The 15,626-nt window shown below is 40.1% G+C and carries 14 protein-coding genes, 1 tRNA gene and 1 pseudogene; all 16 read left to right on the top strand.

Translation table 11 applies throughout. The features are described 5' to 3' along the window. The 16 genes and pseudogenes from HMPREF2876_RS00600 (at nt 1) to HMPREF2876_RS00525 (ending at nt 15,599) form a co-directional block, all read left to right on the top strand. Nucleotides 1–732 carry an acyl-[acyl-carrier-protein] thioesterase gene (locus HMPREF2876_RS00600; RefSeq protein ID WP_024052267.1) on the top strand — a complete coding sequence of 244 codons (732 nt, stop codon included), beginning with the start codon at nt 1–3 and terminating at the stop codon, nt 730–732. 22 nt (nt 733–754) lie between these two features. Beyond that, nucleotides 755–1,528 (top strand): TIGR01457 family HAD-type hydrolase, encoded by a 774-nt coding sequence (locus HMPREF2876_RS00595; protein ID WP_070583917.1) that lies wholly within the window; start codon nt 755–757, stop codon nt 1,526–1,528. Next, nucleotides 1,518–2,155 (top strand): annotated as a pseudogene (locus tag HMPREF2876_RS00590) (TIGR01906 family membrane protein). Before HMPREF2876_RS00595 ends, HMPREF2876_RS00590 begins: the two are co-directional and overlap by 11 nt. Further along, entirely contained in the window at nt 2,155–3,105 is a 951-nt protein-coding gene (locus HMPREF2876_RS00585) for a CPBP family intramembrane glutamic endopeptidase (protein WP_081333909.1), read from the top strand. Before HMPREF2876_RS00590 ends, HMPREF2876_RS00585 begins: the two are co-directional and overlap by 1 nt. A 78-nt stretch (nt 3,106–3,183) precedes the next feature. Continuing rightward, nucleotides 3,184–3,606: a nucleoside-diphosphate kinase gene (gene ndk, locus HMPREF2876_RS00580; RefSeq protein ID WP_021001604.1), complete on the top strand. Its 423-nt coding sequence runs from the start codon at nt 3,184–3,186 to the stop codon at nt 3,604–3,606. Nucleotides 3,607–3,757: 151 nt separating this feature from the next. Then, nucleotides 3,758–4,648: an RNase adapter RapZ gene (rapZ, locus tag HMPREF2876_RS00575; protein WP_024052263.1), complete on the top strand. Its 891-nt coding sequence runs from the start codon at nt 3,758–3,760 to the stop codon at nt 4,646–4,648. Then, complete coding sequence (locus HMPREF2876_RS00570; protein ID WP_024052262.1) at nt 4,645–5,622, top strand: YvcK family protein; 978 nt, start codon at nt 4,645–4,647, stop codon at nt 5,620–5,622. Before rapZ ends, HMPREF2876_RS00570 begins: the two co-directional genes overlap by 4 nt. Next, nucleotides 5,619–6,530, top strand: coding sequence for a DNA-binding protein WhiA (gene whiA, locus HMPREF2876_RS00565; protein ID WP_024052261.1), 912 nt, complete (start codon nt 5,619–5,621; stop codon nt 6,528–6,530). The genes HMPREF2876_RS00570 and whiA overlap by 4 nt, the downstream gene beginning before the upstream one ends. A gap of 281 nt (nt 6,531–6,811) precedes the next feature. Beyond that, on the top strand, nt 6,812–7,333 hold the full coding sequence (gene pyrR / locus HMPREF2876_RS00560) for a bifunctional pyr operon transcriptional regulator/uracil phosphoribosyltransferase PyrR (RefSeq protein WP_024052260.1): 522 nt from the start codon (nt 6,812–6,814) through the stop codon (nt 7,331–7,333). A gap of 4 nt (nt 7,334–7,337) precedes the next feature. Continuing rightward, nucleotides 7,338–8,606, top strand: a complete 1,269-nt coding sequence (locus HMPREF2876_RS00555; protein ID WP_024052259.1) for a uracil-xanthine permease family protein — start codon at nt 7,338–7,340, stop codon at nt 8,604–8,606. 58 nt (nt 8,607–8,664) lie between these two features. Next, nucleotides 8,665–9,588 carry an aspartate carbamoyltransferase catalytic subunit gene (locus HMPREF2876_RS00550; protein WP_024052258.1) on the top strand — a complete coding sequence of 308 codons (924 nt, stop codon included), beginning with the start codon at nt 8,665–8,667 and terminating at the stop codon, nt 9,586–9,588. Between the two features lie 38 nt (nt 9,589–9,626). Next, nucleotides 9,627–10,715, top strand: coding sequence for a carbamoyl phosphate synthase small subunit (locus HMPREF2876_RS00545; RefSeq protein WP_024052257.1), 1,089 nt, complete (start codon nt 9,627–9,629; stop codon nt 10,713–10,715). Nucleotides 10,716–10,743: 28 nt separating this feature from the next. Further along, nucleotides 10,744–13,923, top strand: coding sequence for a carbamoyl-phosphate synthase large subunit (gene carB, locus HMPREF2876_RS00540; protein WP_024052256.1), 3,180 nt, complete (start codon nt 10,744–10,746; stop codon nt 13,921–13,923). Between the two features lie 106 nt (nt 13,924–14,029). Beyond that, complete coding sequence (locus HMPREF2876_RS00535) at nt 14,030–14,989, top strand: ROK family glucokinase (protein WP_024052255.1); 960 nt, start codon at nt 14,030–14,032, stop codon at nt 14,987–14,989. Between the two features lie 151 nt (nt 14,990–15,140). Next, complete coding sequence (gene rplS / locus HMPREF2876_RS00530) at nt 15,141–15,488, top strand: 50S ribosomal protein L19 (protein WP_003024326.1); 348 nt, start codon at nt 15,141–15,143, stop codon at nt 15,486–15,488. Nucleotides 15,489–15,527: 39 nt separating this feature from the next. Beyond that, nucleotides 15,528–15,599 (top strand) — tRNA-Arg (locus tag HMPREF2876_RS00525). Nucleotides 15,600–15,626 lie beyond the last annotated feature (27 nt).

Here is a 15,626-nt window from a genome sequence, read left to right as displayed (position 1 = left end):
ATGGGTTTAACTTATCAAATGAAAATGAAAATTCCGTTTGACATGGCGGATATGAACGGTCATATCAAGTTGCCTGATGTTATTTTGCTGTCCTTACAGGTATCAGGTTTGCAATCCATTGATTTGGGGATTAGCGACAAGGATATGCTGGAGAAATACAATCTGGTCTGGATTATTACTGACTATGATATCGATGTGGTACGGCTGCCTAAATTTGGTGAAGAAATGACGATTGAAACAGAAGCACTTTCCTATAATCGTCTCTTTTGTTATCGTCGTTTTACCGTTTTTGATGAAAATGATGTTGCTGTGATTGAAATGATGGCTACTTTTGTCCTTATGGACAGAGACAGTCGAAAAGTGCACGCTGTAGAGCCAAAGATTGTTGCGCCTTACGAGACAGAATTTTCTAAAAAGTTGATTCGTGGACCAAAATATCCAGAACTGAAAGATTCGACTAGTAAAGATTATCATGTTCGATTTTATGATTTAGACATGAATGGTCATGTCAATAATAGCAAGTATTTGGACTGGATTTTTGAGGTTATGGGAGCGGATTTTCTTATGAAACACGTTCCCAAAAAAGTTCACCTCAAGTATGTCAAGGAAGTGCGACCTGGTGGGCAGATTACCTCTAGCTATGATTTGAATGGATTAGAGAGCAATCATCAGATTTCCAGCAATGGTGATACCAATGCACAAGCTATGGTAACTTGGCAAGAAATTTCATAAGAGAAACAATAGAAAGAGAAGTATGACCTACAAAGGATATTTAATTGATTTAGACGGAACGATTTATAAAGGAAAAGACCGAATCCCGGCGGGAGAAGCTTTTGTCCATGAATTGCAGCGGCGTAATATTCCATATTTATTTGTGACAAATAATACAACACGTACTCCTGAGACTGTTCAAACAATGCTAGCGGAACAATTCAATGTTGAAACGCCGATTGAAACGATTTATACAGCGACTTTAGCAACGGTTGACTACTTAAATGATAAAAATCTAGGCAAGAAAGTCTATGTTATCGGTGATGTCGGACTTAAGCAAGCCATTGCAGAAGCTGGCTATATCGAAGATACTGATAACCCAGATTATGTAGTTGTTGGATTAGACTGGGAAGTGGACTATGAAAAATTGTCAATTGCTACTTTAGCTATTCAAAAAGGAGCTCATTTCGTAGGAACCAATCCAGATCTTAATATTCCAACGGAGCGCGGTCTCATGCCTGGAGCAGGATCGATTATTACTCTCATTGAAGTAGCAACTCGTGTGAAACCTGTTTATATCGGGAAGCCAAATGCAATTATCATGGAAAAGGCGGTTGAGCATCTAGGACTACCGCGGCAAGAGGTGATAATGGTTGGGGATAATTACATGACGGACATTCGGGCTGGGATTGACAATGGTATCCCTACGCTTCTGGTGACAACTGGCTTTACGAAACCAGAAGAAGTGCCAGGCTTGCCAATCCAACCAGATTATGTACTTTCTAGCCTAGCGGAGTGGGATTTTAATGCGCACTAAACTGACCTTTTGGCTGAGTATGCTCTGCTTTTTAGCAACAGCCATTTTGTTGACCATTTATCTGACTTGGCTGTTTTATCCTTTGGAAATTTCTTGGTTGCATTTAGAAAATCAAGTTTACCTCAAATCTGCAACCATTCAGCATAATTTCAATGTTTTGATGAATTACTTAACCAATCCATTTCAGCAAAAGCTCTTCATGCCTGATTTTCGCTCATCAGCAGCAGGTCTGCACCATTTTCAAGTCGTGAAATATCTTTTTCATCTGGCGCAAGTTGCTTTTCTAGTAACCTTACCAGCGGTTTGTTTGTTTGTAAAAAGCATTATAAAAAAAGATACCTATCTGTCTTTTCCAAAGTGATTTTAGCTATTATTTGGTTACCTATTGTAATTGCTGGTGTGGCGCTGGGGATTGGCTTTGATGCGTTTTTTACTCTCTTTCATCAGATTTTATTTGTTGGGGATAATACTTGGTTATTTGACCCTGCTAAAGATCCTGTCATTTGGATATTACCAGAAGAATTTTTCCTCCACGCCTTTCTTTTGTTTTTTGTTCTTTATGAAGGCTTTGCTGTGGGGTTATACTTGTGGAGTCGAAAAATCTATTTGAAGAAGGAGGAAAAATGATGTCAGCCAATCAGCAAGTGCGAAAAGATGTTAGTTTATTTTCTGCTTTGTGTCTGATTTATGTCTTCGTCGTGACAATGATTAGCTTAATCTATCAGACGATTGTAACCTTGTTTCAAGCGATTCGTTATTTCGGAAATCTTGAGAGAATCCAAAAAGCAACGGAAAGTTTTATGTCACGCGATGGCAGCTATTATCTAATTGCTGTTTGTGCAGGAGTATTTATCTTTTGGTTGTATCGGGACGGAAAATTATTTAAGTCTGATTTACGAACGCAGAAAAGGGTCATGACTCCCAAAACGTTTGGAATAGTTTTATCATTCTTACTTCTGGGTCAATTAGGTTTTGTACTCTTTAATCAAATATTTGAGGCAGTATTGAATATCTTTGGATTTAGCTTATTTAAAGCCATTGAATCAGCTTCCGCAGGCTCAGATAGTGTAACGATGTTTTTGTATGCAGGTTTTTTCGGTCCTGTTTCAGAAGAATTGATTTTTCGCGGGGCAGGCTTACGAACATTTGAAAAATATGGAAAAGTCTTTGCGATTTTGATGTCTTCCCTCATATTTGGTTTATTTCATGGAAATATCCCGCAGTTCTTTTTTGCGACTTTTGTTGGAATTATCTTCTCTTATGTGACCTTGGAGTATTCAATTCTCTGGGCAATGGTTTTCCACGTTTTTAATAATTTGGTCATTGGAGATGGTTTAACTTATTTGTATTCGTTTTTGCCGGACGATATAGGTGGTCTCTTACACTTATTTATCCTGCTAGTCGGTGCAAGTGTCGCAGTAATTTTCCTGATTAATAACAAAGCAGACATAAAAATGTATGTACAAGAAAATCGTTCATTTACAGGGGCCTATAGGCAAGCTTTTCGTTCTGTTTGGTTCTGGATTTTTACAATCTTCATGTTTTTAACATCTTTGACCTTGATAAGTCATTTGTGAAAGAAGATTTTTGAAAGGACTTTCAACTTTCTTTCATTTATGATAAAATAAAGGTAACAAAAGAGGAGCGTGTCAATCATGGAACAAACATTTTTTATTATAAAACCAGACGGCGTAAAACGTGGCTTGGTTGGAGAAGTACTGAAGCGCGTAGAACAACGTGGTTACAAAATCGAACGTTTGGAAATGAGAACCAATGTTTCAAATGAGTTAATTGATCAGCATTATGAAGCCCTGTTAGCGAAAGATTTTTATCCTTCAATCCGTGATTATATGACAAGCGGATCTGTGATTATCGGTGTTTTATCGGGAAGCCAAGTGATTTCAGGTTGGCGTCACATGATGGGCGCTACTCGTCCGGAAGAAGCTCTACCGGGAACTATTCGCGGAGATTTTGCACAAGCAGCTGAAGCTGGTGAAACGATTCGAAATGTTGTTCACGGTTCAGATTCTGAAGAGTCTGCCAAACGGGAAATTGCGCTTTGGTTTGGTAATCATTAAAACATAGTAGTATAAATTCTAGAGAGTACAGATAGTGATTGCTTTTGTTCTCTCTTTTTTACTATCCGAATTGTACTGGGTGTGTTATAATAAAAAGGAATTGGAAATATTTTAATATACTGGAAATTGATTGTTTTATCAAGGAGGAAATATGTCAGACAAACAAATTCATTTGGTTATCGTGACGGGAATGAGTGGAGCGGGAAAGACCGTGGTCATCCAGTCTTTTGAAGATTTAGGCTATTTTACGATTGACAATATGCCTCCTACACTTGTTCCTAAATTTTTGCAGTTGATCGAAACAACGCAAGACAATGACAAGATTGCTATGGTTGTAGATATGCGCAGTCGTTCCTTCTTTTCTGAGATTCAGAAAGTTCTAGATGAGATTGAAAGTAACGCTGGACTTGATTTTAAGATTTTGTTTTTAGATGCGGCAGATACGGAATTGGTTGCTCGTTATAAAGAAACGCGTCGCAGCCACCCCTTAGCAGCAGACGGTCGTATTTTAGACGGGATTAAGCTAGAACGTGAGTTACTGGCACCGTTGAAAAACATGAGTCAAAATGTAGTAGATACGACCGAATTAACACCGCGTGCACTGCGTAAAACCATTTCTGAACATTTTTCAGATCAGACAAAGCTTCAATCGTTTCGCATTGAAGTGGTGAGTTTCGGCTTTAAATATGGTATTCCGCTAGATGCCGACCTTGTATTTGATGTGCGTTTTTTACCAAATCCATATTACCAACCAGAACTTCGCAATCAAACAGGACTTGATAAACCAGTTTATGATTATGTGATGAATCATATGGAGTCAGAAGAATTTTATCAGCACTTAGTGGATCTTATCAAACCGATTTTACCGGGCTACAAAAAAGAGGGGAAATCTGTTTTAACAATTGCGGTTGGTTGTACAGGCGGTCAACACAGAAGCGTAGCTTTTGCACAACGTCTAGCAGATGATTTGGCAAGCGAATGGACCGTTCACTCATCACATCGAGACAAAGACCGCAGAAAGGAAACGGTGAATCGTTCATGAGGAGACCAAAGATTGCTGTTATTGGTGGTGGCACAGGGATTTCAGTCATTTTGGATAGTTTGCGTAAGAAAGACGTAGACATTGCTGCTATTGTGACGGTCGCTGATGACGGTGGAAGTTCAGGGGAATTGCGAAAAAACATTCAACAATTAACACCACCTGGTGATTTGCGAAATGTTTTGGTAGCTTTATCGGACATGCCGCGCTTTTATGAAAAAGTTTTTCAATATCGCTTTGCGGAAGAAGATGGTGCTTTATCTGGACATCCTCTTGGAAACTTGATTATTGCAGGTATTTCAGAAATGCAAGGGTCGACTTACAATGCTATGCAGCTACTGACTAAGTTTTTCCATACAACTGGCAAAATTTATCCGTCTTGTGATACACCTTTAACGCTTCATGCTGTATTTACTGATGGAAGCGAAGTCGCTGGAGAAAGTCATCTCGCAGAACACCAAGGTATGATTGAGCGGGTTTATGTGACCAATACCTATAATGACCAGAAGCCGGTGGCTAGTCGCAAAGTGGTACAAACAATTTTAGAAAGTGATATGGTAGTTTTGGGACCGGGATCATTGTTTACCTCTATCTTACCCAATATGGTGATAGAAGAAATTGGGCAAGCGCTCTTGAAAACCCAAGCAGAGATTGCTTATGTTTGTAATATTATGACGCAGCGTGGTGAAACCGAGCATTTCACAGATAGTGACCACGTAGCTGTTTTGCATCGTCATCTTGGGAAAGCATTTATTGACACGGTTTTAGTGAACATTGATCAAGTTCCTCAAGAATATATGAATTCTAATAAATTTGATGAATATTTAGTGCAAGTTGAACATGATTTTCAAGGCCTGAAAAAACAAGTTCCTCGTGTCATTTCGTCTAATTTTCTTCGCTTGGAAAATGGCGGAGCTTTTCATGATGGTGAATCAGTCGTAGATGAACTCATGCAGATTATACAGGTGCGCAAATGAGTTTTACCATTAAAGTGAAAGAAGAACTGCTTGGTCTAGGCAAAAAAGATAAAACGGAATTATCTGCTATTATTAAGATATCAGGCAGTTTAGGAATTTCTAGTCAAGGCTTAACATTATCTGTTACGACAGAAAATGCAAAAATTGCTCGTCATATTTATGAATTGTTGGCAGCTTTTTATAAAGTCAAGTCGGATATTCGTCATCATCAAAAAGCGAATCTTCGGAAAAACCGTGTTTATACTGTTTTTTTAGATGAAGGTGTTGAACAAATTTTAGCTGATTTGCACTTGGCAGACTCTTTTTTTGGAATTGAAGCAGGTATTGATCAAGCTATTTTATCAGATGATGAGGCTAGCCGATCGTATTTACGAGGAGCATTTTTATCAACGGGCAGTATGCGTGATCCAGATTCTGGGAAATATCAGCTGGAAATCTTGTCGGTCTATTTTGACCATGCGGAGGATTTAGCAGCTTTGATGCGAAAGTTTTTATTGGACGCCAAGACAATTGAGCGCAAAAAAGGCTCAGTAACCTATCTGCAGCGAGCTGAGGACATTATGGACTTTTTGATTGTGATTGGGGCTATGGAAGCGATGACTGAGTTTGAGTCGGTCAAACTTTTGCGGGAGGCTAGAAATGATCTGAATCGGACGAATAATGCAGAAACAGCGAATATTGCTCGAACGGTGACAGCTAGCATGAAAACCATTCACAACATTAGCAAAATCATTGACACAGTTGGTTTAGAAAGCTTGCCGGTTGATTTGCAAGAGGTAGCTTATCTGCGTGTCAATCATCCGGATTATTCTATCCAGCAATTGGCAGAAAGTCTTAGTAAGCCTTTGACGAAAAGTGGTGTCAATCATCGCTTGAGGAAAATCAATAAAATCGCAAATGAGTTGTAGAAAATGCAAAGAAATGTGGCTTATATATTATAGTCGGAATCAATTTGAGAATTTCCATTAAAACTTTACGGTTTTCTCTTGAAGATTTTCAAAAAGTGTGATATAGTAATAAAAATTAAATAATCCTTTAAATCTGTCCTGTGAGGCAGACAAGGAGTCAAAGTATAAGATGGTGTAGCACAGTGAGGCTGTTAGTAGTTTCTCTGTGCTTACCTAGATTTTCTGAAGTCTCCTTGTGAAGGAGACTTTTTCTTTTATCTTTTTTATGCAGGAGGTTTTCCATGAAAACAAAAGAAGTTGTTGATGGTTTGACAATGAAACGTGCCATTACACGGATCACTTATGAAATCATTGAGCGCAACAAAGAGCTAGACAAGATTATCTTGATTGGTATAAAAACACGGGGTGTTTACATTGCACAGCGGATTCAAGAACGATTAGCGCAACTTGAAAAGATTGATGTACCCATCGGTGAGTTGGATACCAAGCCATTCCGCGATGATTTTAAAGTGGAAGAAGATACAACACATGTTCCTGTTGATATTACAGACCGCGAAGTCATCTTGGTAGATGATGTCCTCTATACAGGACGCACCATTCGTGCTGCTATTGATAATCTAGTTAGCTTGGGACGTCCATCACGCGTGAGCTTGGCTGTTTTAGTAGACCGTGGGCATCGTGAGTTGCCGATTCGAGCAGATTATGTTGGAAAAAATATTCCGACAAGCCGAACAGAAGAGATTATTGTAGAAATGGTAGAACAGGATGGTCAAGACCGTGTCTTAATTGCGGAGGAGTTATAAGAAAATGAGTCAAGATGTGAAATATGATGTGCACGATATGCCAAAACCTGGTTTGCTTGTAGGATTGTCCTTTCAGCATTTGTTCGCTATGTTTGGAGCAACGGTTCTTGTTCCCATTCTAGTCGGAATTGATCCAGCAGTTGCCTTGTTTTCAAGCGGTCTAGGAACCTTAGCACATTTAACGGTTACCAAGTACAAAGTGCCAGCTTATATGGGGTCTAGTTTCGCTTATATCGCAGCTATGCAAATGTTGATGAAAACAGACGGTATCGCAGCAGTCGCTCAAGGTGCCATTACAGGTGGTTTGGTTTACTTCATTGTAGCTCTTATTGTGAAGTTCGCTGGGAATGCTTGGATTGATAAGATTTTGCCGCCAGTTTTGGTAGGACCAATCATTATGGTTATCGGACTAAGCCTAGCAAGCACAGCTGTAAATGATGTCATGTTAAAAGATGGTAAATACAATTTAACTTATTTCATCATTGGAATTGTCACTCTCTTTGCAGTCATCCTCTTTAATATCTATGGTAAAAAGATTGTTGGAATTATTCCAGTGCTGTTAGGCTTGATTGTCGGATATGTCTTCGCGCTCATTCTTGGAGCGGTAACAGGAGAAGAAATTATTTCCTTTGCAAAAGTCTCTCAAGCTTCATGGTTCCATGTCCCACCTATGCATCTTCCTTTCTTAGACTACAATTTAAAATTTTATCCAAGTGCGATTTTAACAATGGCTCCAATTGCCTTTGTGACGATGACAGAGCACTTTGGTCATGTCATGGTACTGAATAGCTTGACCGGAAAAGATTTCTTTAAAGACCCAGGATTGGATAAAACTCTTGCCGGAGATGGCCTTTCACAAGTTATCGCTGGGATTTTCGGTGCGCCTCCAGTAACGAGTTACGGTGAAAATATCGGTGTGATGGCTCTGAACAAAATCTATAGCGTTTATGTGATTGCAGGTGCGGCAGTACTTGCGATTGTGATGAGTTTTGTTGGGAAAGTTTCTGCCCTCTTGCAATCCATTCCAAGTCCCGTTCTTGGAGGAATCTCCATTGCACTCTTTGGAGTCATTGCCTCTAGCGGCTTGAAAATTTTGATTGAAAAGCAAACAGACTTTGATAATAAGAAAAACCTGTTAATTGCCAGTGTAATTTTAGTTGCAGGGATTGGCGGCTTAACGCTTCAACTTTTAGGTCTGCAAATTTCAGGGGTTGCCTTGTCAACCGTTCTTGGTATTGTACTCTATCTTATTTTGCCTGAACCTAAAAATTAGTTTGAATTCTTAATTTTATTGAAAGAAACGCTGTATCTAATAAAAGGAGAAATACACCATGTCATCTAATCAAATCGCTCTTAAAAACGTTGTCTCTATGGAAACTCTTACCAATGAGGAAGTCTTAAGTTTAATCAAACGTGGCATTGGATTTAAAAATGGAGCAAAAGCTCATTATGATGAACAGCATATTATCGCTAATCTCTTCTTTGAGCCCTCTACGCGAACACATAAAGCCTTTGAAGTAGCGGAATTAAAGCTAGGTTGTGACCTGTTGGATTTTGATTCAAAGACCAGCTCTATCAACAAAGGAGAGACCTTATATGATACGATTTTAACCTTGTCAGCGCTCGGAGTGGATGTCTGTGTCATTCGTCATCCAGAAGTGGACTATTACAAGGAATTAGTCGAAAGTCCAACGATTACAACTTCAATTGTGAATGGTGGTGATGGCTCTGGACAACATCCGAGTCAAAGTTTGCTAGATTTGATGACCATTTATCAAGAGTTTGGGCATTTTGACGGCTTGAAGATTGTGATTGCAGGCGACTTAGATCACTCGCGCGTGGCCAAGTCAAATATGCAAATATTGAAGCGTCTGGGTGCAGAACTTTATTTTGCAGGTCCAGAGGTATGGAGAAGTGAAGAATTTGCAGATTATGGGCAATTTGTCACACTTGATGAAGTCGTTGACCAAGTGGATGTCTTAATGCTTCTGCGCGTGCAGCACGAGCGTCATGATGACGATTCACTCTTTTCAAAAGAAAATTATCATAGATTGCACGGCTTAACTCAGGAACGATATGACAGACTGAAGGATACAGCCATCATCATGCATCCAGCTCCAGTCAATCGCGATGTTGAAATTGCAGATCATCTGGTAGAAGCTCCAAAATCGCGGATTGTAGAGCAAATGACAAATGGTGTATTTGTCCGTATGGCAATTATTGAGTCTGTTTTAAATGGACGAAAAGAGCAATAGACACTAAGGTATTGCTGTAAGGACAAACGGAGGGGAAAATGGAAAAACGCTTGTTAATTCTGGAAGATGGGACAGTATTTGAAGGAGAGGCATTCGGGGCTGATATGGATGTGACCGGAGAAATCGTCTTTAATACAGGTATGACCGGTTATCAAGAATCTATTACAGATCAATCATACAATGGGCAAATTTTGACCTTTACCTACCCGTTAATCGGAAATTATGGAATTAACCGTGATGACTACGAATCGATCACTCCTACTTGTAAAGGGGTGGTTGTTTATGAGTGGGCACGAAGGGCAAGCAATTGGCGCAATCAGATGACCCTAGACGAGTTTTTAAAGTTCAAGAAAATTCCAGGAATTGCTGGTATTGATACGCGGGCATTGACGAAAATCATTCGGCAGCATGGAACGATGAAAGCAACAATAGCCAATGTAGGCGACCAAATGGTGCATCTGCAAGATCAGTTGAAGGCGACCGTTTTGCCGACTGACAATATCAAACAAGTCTCAACGAAAACGCCATATCCAGCACCGGGTTCAGGTCCTAGTATTGTGTTAGTTGATTTTGGATTGAAACATTCGATTCTTCGTGAATTGGCGGCACGCAATTGTAATGTGACAGTTGTTCCCTATGATACAAGTGCAGCAGATATTCTTCACCTTCACCCTGACGGTGTCATGTTATCCAACGGTCCAGGTAATCCAGATGATGTACCGCAAGTGCTAGAAATGATTCGAGGGATTCAAGGGGAAATTCCTCTTTTTGGTATCTGTATGGGACATCAACTTTTTTGTAAGGCTAATGGAGCTCAGACCTATAAAATGAAATTCGGTCATCGCGGTTTTAATCATGCTGTCAGAGAGATTGCGACAGGGCGGATTGATTTTACCAGCCAAAATCATGGTTATGCTGTTAGTCGGGAAAATTTTCCGAGCGAGTTGTTGATTACACATGAGGAAATCAATGATAAGTCTATTGAAGGTGTGCGGCATCGATTTTTCCCTGCTTTTTCAGTGCAATTTCATCCTGATGCTGCAGCAGGACCGCATGATGCCAGCTATCTCTTTGATGAGTTTATGGAAATGATTGATGCTTTTAAACAACGGCATAGTTCATTTTAATCAATGGATTAGGAAATAGGAGAAAGACATGCCAAAACGTACAGATATTCAGAAAATTATGGTGATTGGCTCTGGTCCCATTGTCATTGGACAGGCTGCTGAGTTTGATTATGCAGGAACGCAGGCTTGCTTGTCTTTGAAAGAAGAAGGCTACACAGTCGTTTTAGTTAATTCCAATCCTGCAACGATTATGACAGACAAGGAATTTGCTGATAAGGTTTATATTGAGCCAATTACGCTGGAATTTGTCACCAGAATTTTACGGAAAGAGCGACCAGATGCACTTCTACCGACTTTGGGTGGGCAAACAGGTCTCAATATGGCAATGGAATTATCTAAAGAAGGCATCTTGGATGAACTGGGTGTCGAACTTTTGGGAACCAAGCTGTCGGCTATTGACCAAGCTGAGGATCGTGATTTGTTCAAGCAACTCATGGAAGAGCTGAAACAGCCTATTCCGGAATCTGAAATTGTTAATAGCGTTGACGAAGCTGTTGCATTTGCTGCTAAGATTGGCTATCCAGTCATTGTTCGTCCGGCATTTACTCTTGGCGGCACAGGCGGCGGTATGTGTGCAGATGAGAAAGAACTTCGTGAAATTGCTGAAAATGGTCTCAAACTGTCACCTGTAACGCAATGTCTGATTGAGCGTTCTATTGCTGGCTTTAAGGAAATTGAATATGAAGTTATGAGAGATAGTGCAGATAATGCTCTAGTTGTCTGTAACATGGAAAATTTTGATCCAGTTGGTATTCATACAGGGGATTCTATCGTTTTTGCGCCAACGCAGACACTTTCAGATATCGAAAATCAAATGCTGCGTGATGCTAGTTTAAAAATTATTCGTGCCCTTAAGATTGAAGGTGGTTGTAATGTACAGCTGGCTCTGGATCCGCATAGCTTTAAATACTATGTCATTGAGGTTAATCCACGTGTCTCACGTTCATCAGCTCTAGCTTCTAAAGCAACTGGCTACCCTATCGCTAAATTAGCTGCTAAAATCGCTGTTGGTTTAACTCTGGATGAGATGATTAATCCAGTTGCGGGGACAACTTATGCCATGTTTGAACCAGCTTTGGACTATGTAGTGGCTAAGATTCCGCGTTTTCCATTTGATAAATTTGAACATGGTGAACGTCGTCTTGGAACACAGATGAAGGCGACTGGTGAAGTCATGGCTATTGGACGTAATATAGAAGAAAGTTTGCTCAAAGCCTGTCGTTCTCTGGAAATTGGTGTTGACCATAATGAAATGCCAGAACTAAATCTAGTGGCAGATGATGATTTACTGGAAAAGGTCGTCAAAGCTCAGGATGATCGTCTTTTCTATATATCTGAAGCAATCCGCCGTGGCTATGATATCGAAGAAATTGCAAAACTAACCAAGATTGATTTGTTCTTTCTGGATAAATTACTTCACATCCATGAATTAGAGCAGGAGTTAATGACTCATATTGGAGATGCAAATCTGCTTAGACAGGCTAAGCAAAACGGCTTTGCAGATACTAAATTAGCTCGGCTTTGGAAAATGACAGCAGAAGAAATACGTCAATTTCGTAAAGAGGAGCGAATTCTTCCAGTCTATAAAATGGTTGACACCTGTGCAGCTGAGTTTGAATCAAGCACACCATATTTTTATTCTACTTATGCTTTGGAAAATGAATCAATCAAGTCAGACAAAGAATCTGTTCTGGTGCTAGGCTCTGGACCTATTCGGATTGGTCAAGGAGTAGAATTTGACTATGCGACCGTGCACTCGGTCAAGGCTATTCAAGCAACTGGCTATGAAGCAATCATTATGAATAGTAATCCTGAAACGGTCTCAACAGATTTTTCGGTTTCTGATAAGCTTTACTTTGAACCCTTGACTTTTGAAGATGTCATGAATGTCGTTGAACTGGAAAAACCTAAGGGAGTTATCGTTCAGTTCGGTGGACAAACCGCTATCAATCTAGCTGAGCCATTGTCAAAAGCTGGCGTGAAAATTTTAGGTACTCAGGTAGCTGACCTTGACCGTGCAGAAGACCGTGACCTTTTTGAACAGGCTCTTAAGGATTTGGATATTCCGCAGCCACTAGGTCAGACAGCGACGAATGAAGAAGAAGCGGTAGCAGCTGCTCGTAAGATTGGTTTTTCTGTTTTGGTTCGTCCGTCTTACGTTCTGGGCGGTCGGGCTATGGAGATTGTCGAGAATGAAGCAGATCTTCGTTCTTATATGCGAACTGCTGTCAAGGCTAGCCCTGATCATCCGGTGTTGGTGGACTCTTACATTGTTGGCAAAGAATGTGAGGTAGATGCTATTTCAGACGGTCGTCAGGTCTTGATTCCAGGAATTATGGAGCATATTGAACGGGCTGGAGTTCACTCAGGTGATTCTATGGCTGTCTATCCTCCGCAAACCTTATCTGCTCAAGTGCAGCAGACTATCGCCGATTATACTAAGAAATTGGCTATCGGACTTCACTGTATCGGTATGATGAACATTCAGTTTGTCATCAAAGATGAGAAGGTTTATGTCATTGAGGTCAATCCTCGTGCTAGCCGGACGGTGCCATTCTTGTCGAAAGTGACAAATATTCCTATGGCACAGGTGGCAACTCAACTGATTTTAGGTCAAACTTTGGCGGAGCTAGGGTATGAAGACGGTCTTTATCCAGAAAGCAAACAAGTACATGTAAAAGCGCCAGTTTTTTCCTTTACCAAGTTAGCCAAGGTAGATAGCCTTCTTGGTCCTGAAATGAAATCGACAGGTGAGGTTATGGGAACAGATGCAACTCTTGAAAAAGCTTTATACAAGGCTTTTGAAGCTTCTTATCTACATCTTCCAAACTTTGGCAATGTTGTCTTTACGATTGCAGATGAAAATAAGGAAGAAGCCCTCACATTAGCGAAGCGTTTTGCAGCGATCGGATATAGCATTCTAGCTACACAAGGCACAGCGAAATTCTTTGAGGAAAATGGTGTTTTGACGCAATTAGTTGAAAAAATCGGTACAGATGATCATAATGACATTCCTGCATTTGTTCGCAAAGGTAAGGTTCAGGCGATTATCAATACAGTCGGAACGAAACGAACAGCAGATGAACACGGTCAGGCTATCCGTCAATCAGCCATTGAGCATGGAGTGCCGCTATTTACAGCACTTGATACAGCTGATGCCATGCTAAAGGTCTTAGAAATTCGTAGCTTTATGACAGAAGCAATTTAAAGCAGTATTCTTTTTGTCATGATATATTAATTTCTATGCAAACCTTTTCAATTCGTAAAAAATCTGATATAATGAGAATGAAAAAAAGTTATTAGAGGAGAGTAGCATGTCTAAAAAAATTATTGGGATTGACCTAGGTGGTACATCTGTGAAGTTTGCGATTCTGACCCAAGAGGGAGAAGTTCAAGAAAAATGGTCTATTAAGACAAACATTTTAGATGAAGGTAGTCATATTGTTGATGATATGATTGAATCTATCAATCATCGCTTGCGACTATTGGGACTTGGGGCAGAAGATTTCATTGGAATTGGCATGGGTTCACCTGGTGTTGTGGATCGTGAAAAAGGAACGGTTATTGGGGCTTATAATCTCAATTGGAAAACTTTACAACCTGTAAAAGAAAAGATTGAGAAAGCAACTGGTATTTCTTTCTTTATTGATAATGACGCAAATGTAGCTGCTCTTGGCGAACGTTGGAAAGGTGCTGGTGAAAATCAGCCTGATGTCGTGTTTATGACTCTTGGAACAGGTGTCGGTGGCGGTATTGTTGCGGAAGGAAAATTACTGCACGGTGTAGCTGGAGCAGCTGGAGAGCTGGGACATATCACAGTTGATTTTGATCAGCCGATTCTCTGTACTTGTGGTAAAAAAGGTTGCCTAGAAACAGTAGCTTCTGCAACGGGAATTGTCAATTTAACGCGCCGCTACGCTGATGAATATGCTGGTGATGCAGAGCTGAAACAATTGATTGACAACGGCGAAGACGTTAATGCAAAAATTGTCTTTGATTTGGCTAAAGCTGGTGATGAGCTAGCTCTCATTGTTTATCGGAATTTTGCACGTTATCTTGGTATTGCTTGTGCGAATATCGGCTCAATCTTAAATCCGTCAACAATTGTCATCGGTGGTGGCGTCTCTGCAGCAGGTGAATTTTTACTAGACGGTGTTCGTAAGTTCTATGAAGAAAATTCTTTCCCCCAAGTGCGTACATCCACAAAACTTGCACTTGCAACTCTTGGAAATGATGCAGGAGTCATTGGAGCAGCTTCATTGGTTCTTCAATAATTCTACTAAAATGAAAAAAATAATCCAAATAAGGCATTTACAATTATTACAAAATTTGTTATGATATTAGTTAGTGTGTAATGGAAGCACTAGAAAACGACTAATCCGCTGTGGTCTTGAACTGTAAGATTAGTAAGATAGGAGAAGAAAAATGAATCCATTAATCCAAAGTTTGACTGAAGGTCAACTTCGTACTGATATTCCTGCATTTCGTCCTGGTGACACTGTTCGTGTTCACGCGAAAGTTGTCGAAGGAAATCGCGAACGTATCCAAATCTTCGAAGGTGTGGTTATCGCTCGTAAGGGTGCAGGTATTTCAGAAAACTATACTGTTCGTAAAATTTCTAACGGTGTAGGTGTTGAACGTATCTTCCCACTTCACACACCCCGTGTTGAAAAGATTGAAGTAGTACGTTACGGTAAAGTACGTCGTGCGAAATTGTATTACCTTCGTGCATTACAAGGTAAAGCTGCGCGTATTAAAGAAATTCGCCGTTAATGTAGAAATAACTCTGTCTGTCGGCAGAGTTTTTCTCTAGTCCCCTTAGTTCAATGGATATAACAACTCCCTCCTAAGGAGTAGTTGCTGGTTCGATTCCGGCAGGGGACATAATGTTCCCTCAAAAGTCCTTATTGT

Source organism: Streptococcus sp. HMSC073A12, assembly GCF_001812815.1.
Classification (GTDB): domain Bacteria; phylum Bacillota; class Bacilli; order Lactobacillales; family Streptococcaceae; genus Streptococcus; species Streptococcus vaginalis.
The sequence above is the reverse complement of the archived record's forward strand: the minus strand, read 5'-3'. Positions and strand labels throughout refer to the sequence as shown.

Coding starts and splice junctions, on each gene's coding strand:
- HMPREF2876_RS00600 (WP_024052267.1), top strand. CDS start 1: ATGGGTTTAACTTATCAAATGAAAATGAAAATTCCGTTTGACATGGCG.
- HMPREF2876_RS00595 (WP_070583917.1), top strand. CDS start 755: ATGACCTACAAAGGATATTTAATTGATTTAGACGGAACGATTTATAAA.
- HMPREF2876_RS00585 (WP_081333909.1), top strand. CDS start 2,155: ATGTCAGCCAATCAGCAAGTGCGAAAAGATGTTAGTTTATTTTCTGCT.
- ndk (WP_021001604.1), top strand. CDS start 3,184: ATGGAACAAACATTTTTTATTATAAAACCAGACGGCGTAAAACGTGGC.
- rapZ (WP_024052263.1), top strand. CDS start 3,758: ATGTCAGACAAACAAATTCATTTGGTTATCGTGACGGGAATGAGTGGA.
- HMPREF2876_RS00570 (WP_024052262.1), top strand. CDS start 4,645: ATGAGGAGACCAAAGATTGCTGTTATTGGTGGTGGCACAGGGATTTCA.
- whiA (WP_024052261.1), top strand. CDS start 5,619: ATGAGTTTTACCATTAAAGTGAAAGAAGAACTGCTTGGTCTAGGCAAA.
- pyrR (WP_024052260.1), top strand. CDS start 6,812: ATGAAAACAAAAGAAGTTGTTGATGGTTTGACAATGAAACGTGCCATT.
- HMPREF2876_RS00555 (WP_024052259.1), top strand. CDS start 7,338: ATGAGTCAAGATGTGAAATATGATGTGCACGATATGCCAAAACCTGGT.
- HMPREF2876_RS00550 (WP_024052258.1), top strand. CDS start 8,665: ATGTCATCTAATCAAATCGCTCTTAAAAACGTTGTCTCTATGGAAACT.
- HMPREF2876_RS00545 (WP_024052257.1), top strand. CDS start 9,627: ATGGAAAAACGCTTGTTAATTCTGGAAGATGGGACAGTATTTGAAGGA.
- carB (WP_024052256.1), top strand. CDS start 10,744: ATGCCAAAACGTACAGATATTCAGAAAATTATGGTGATTGGCTCTGGT.
- HMPREF2876_RS00535 (WP_024052255.1), top strand. CDS start 14,030: ATGTCTAAAAAAATTATTGGGATTGACCTAGGTGGTACATCTGTGAAG.
- rplS (WP_003024326.1), top strand. CDS start 15,141: ATGAATCCATTAATCCAAAGTTTGACTGAAGGTCAACTTCGTACTGAT.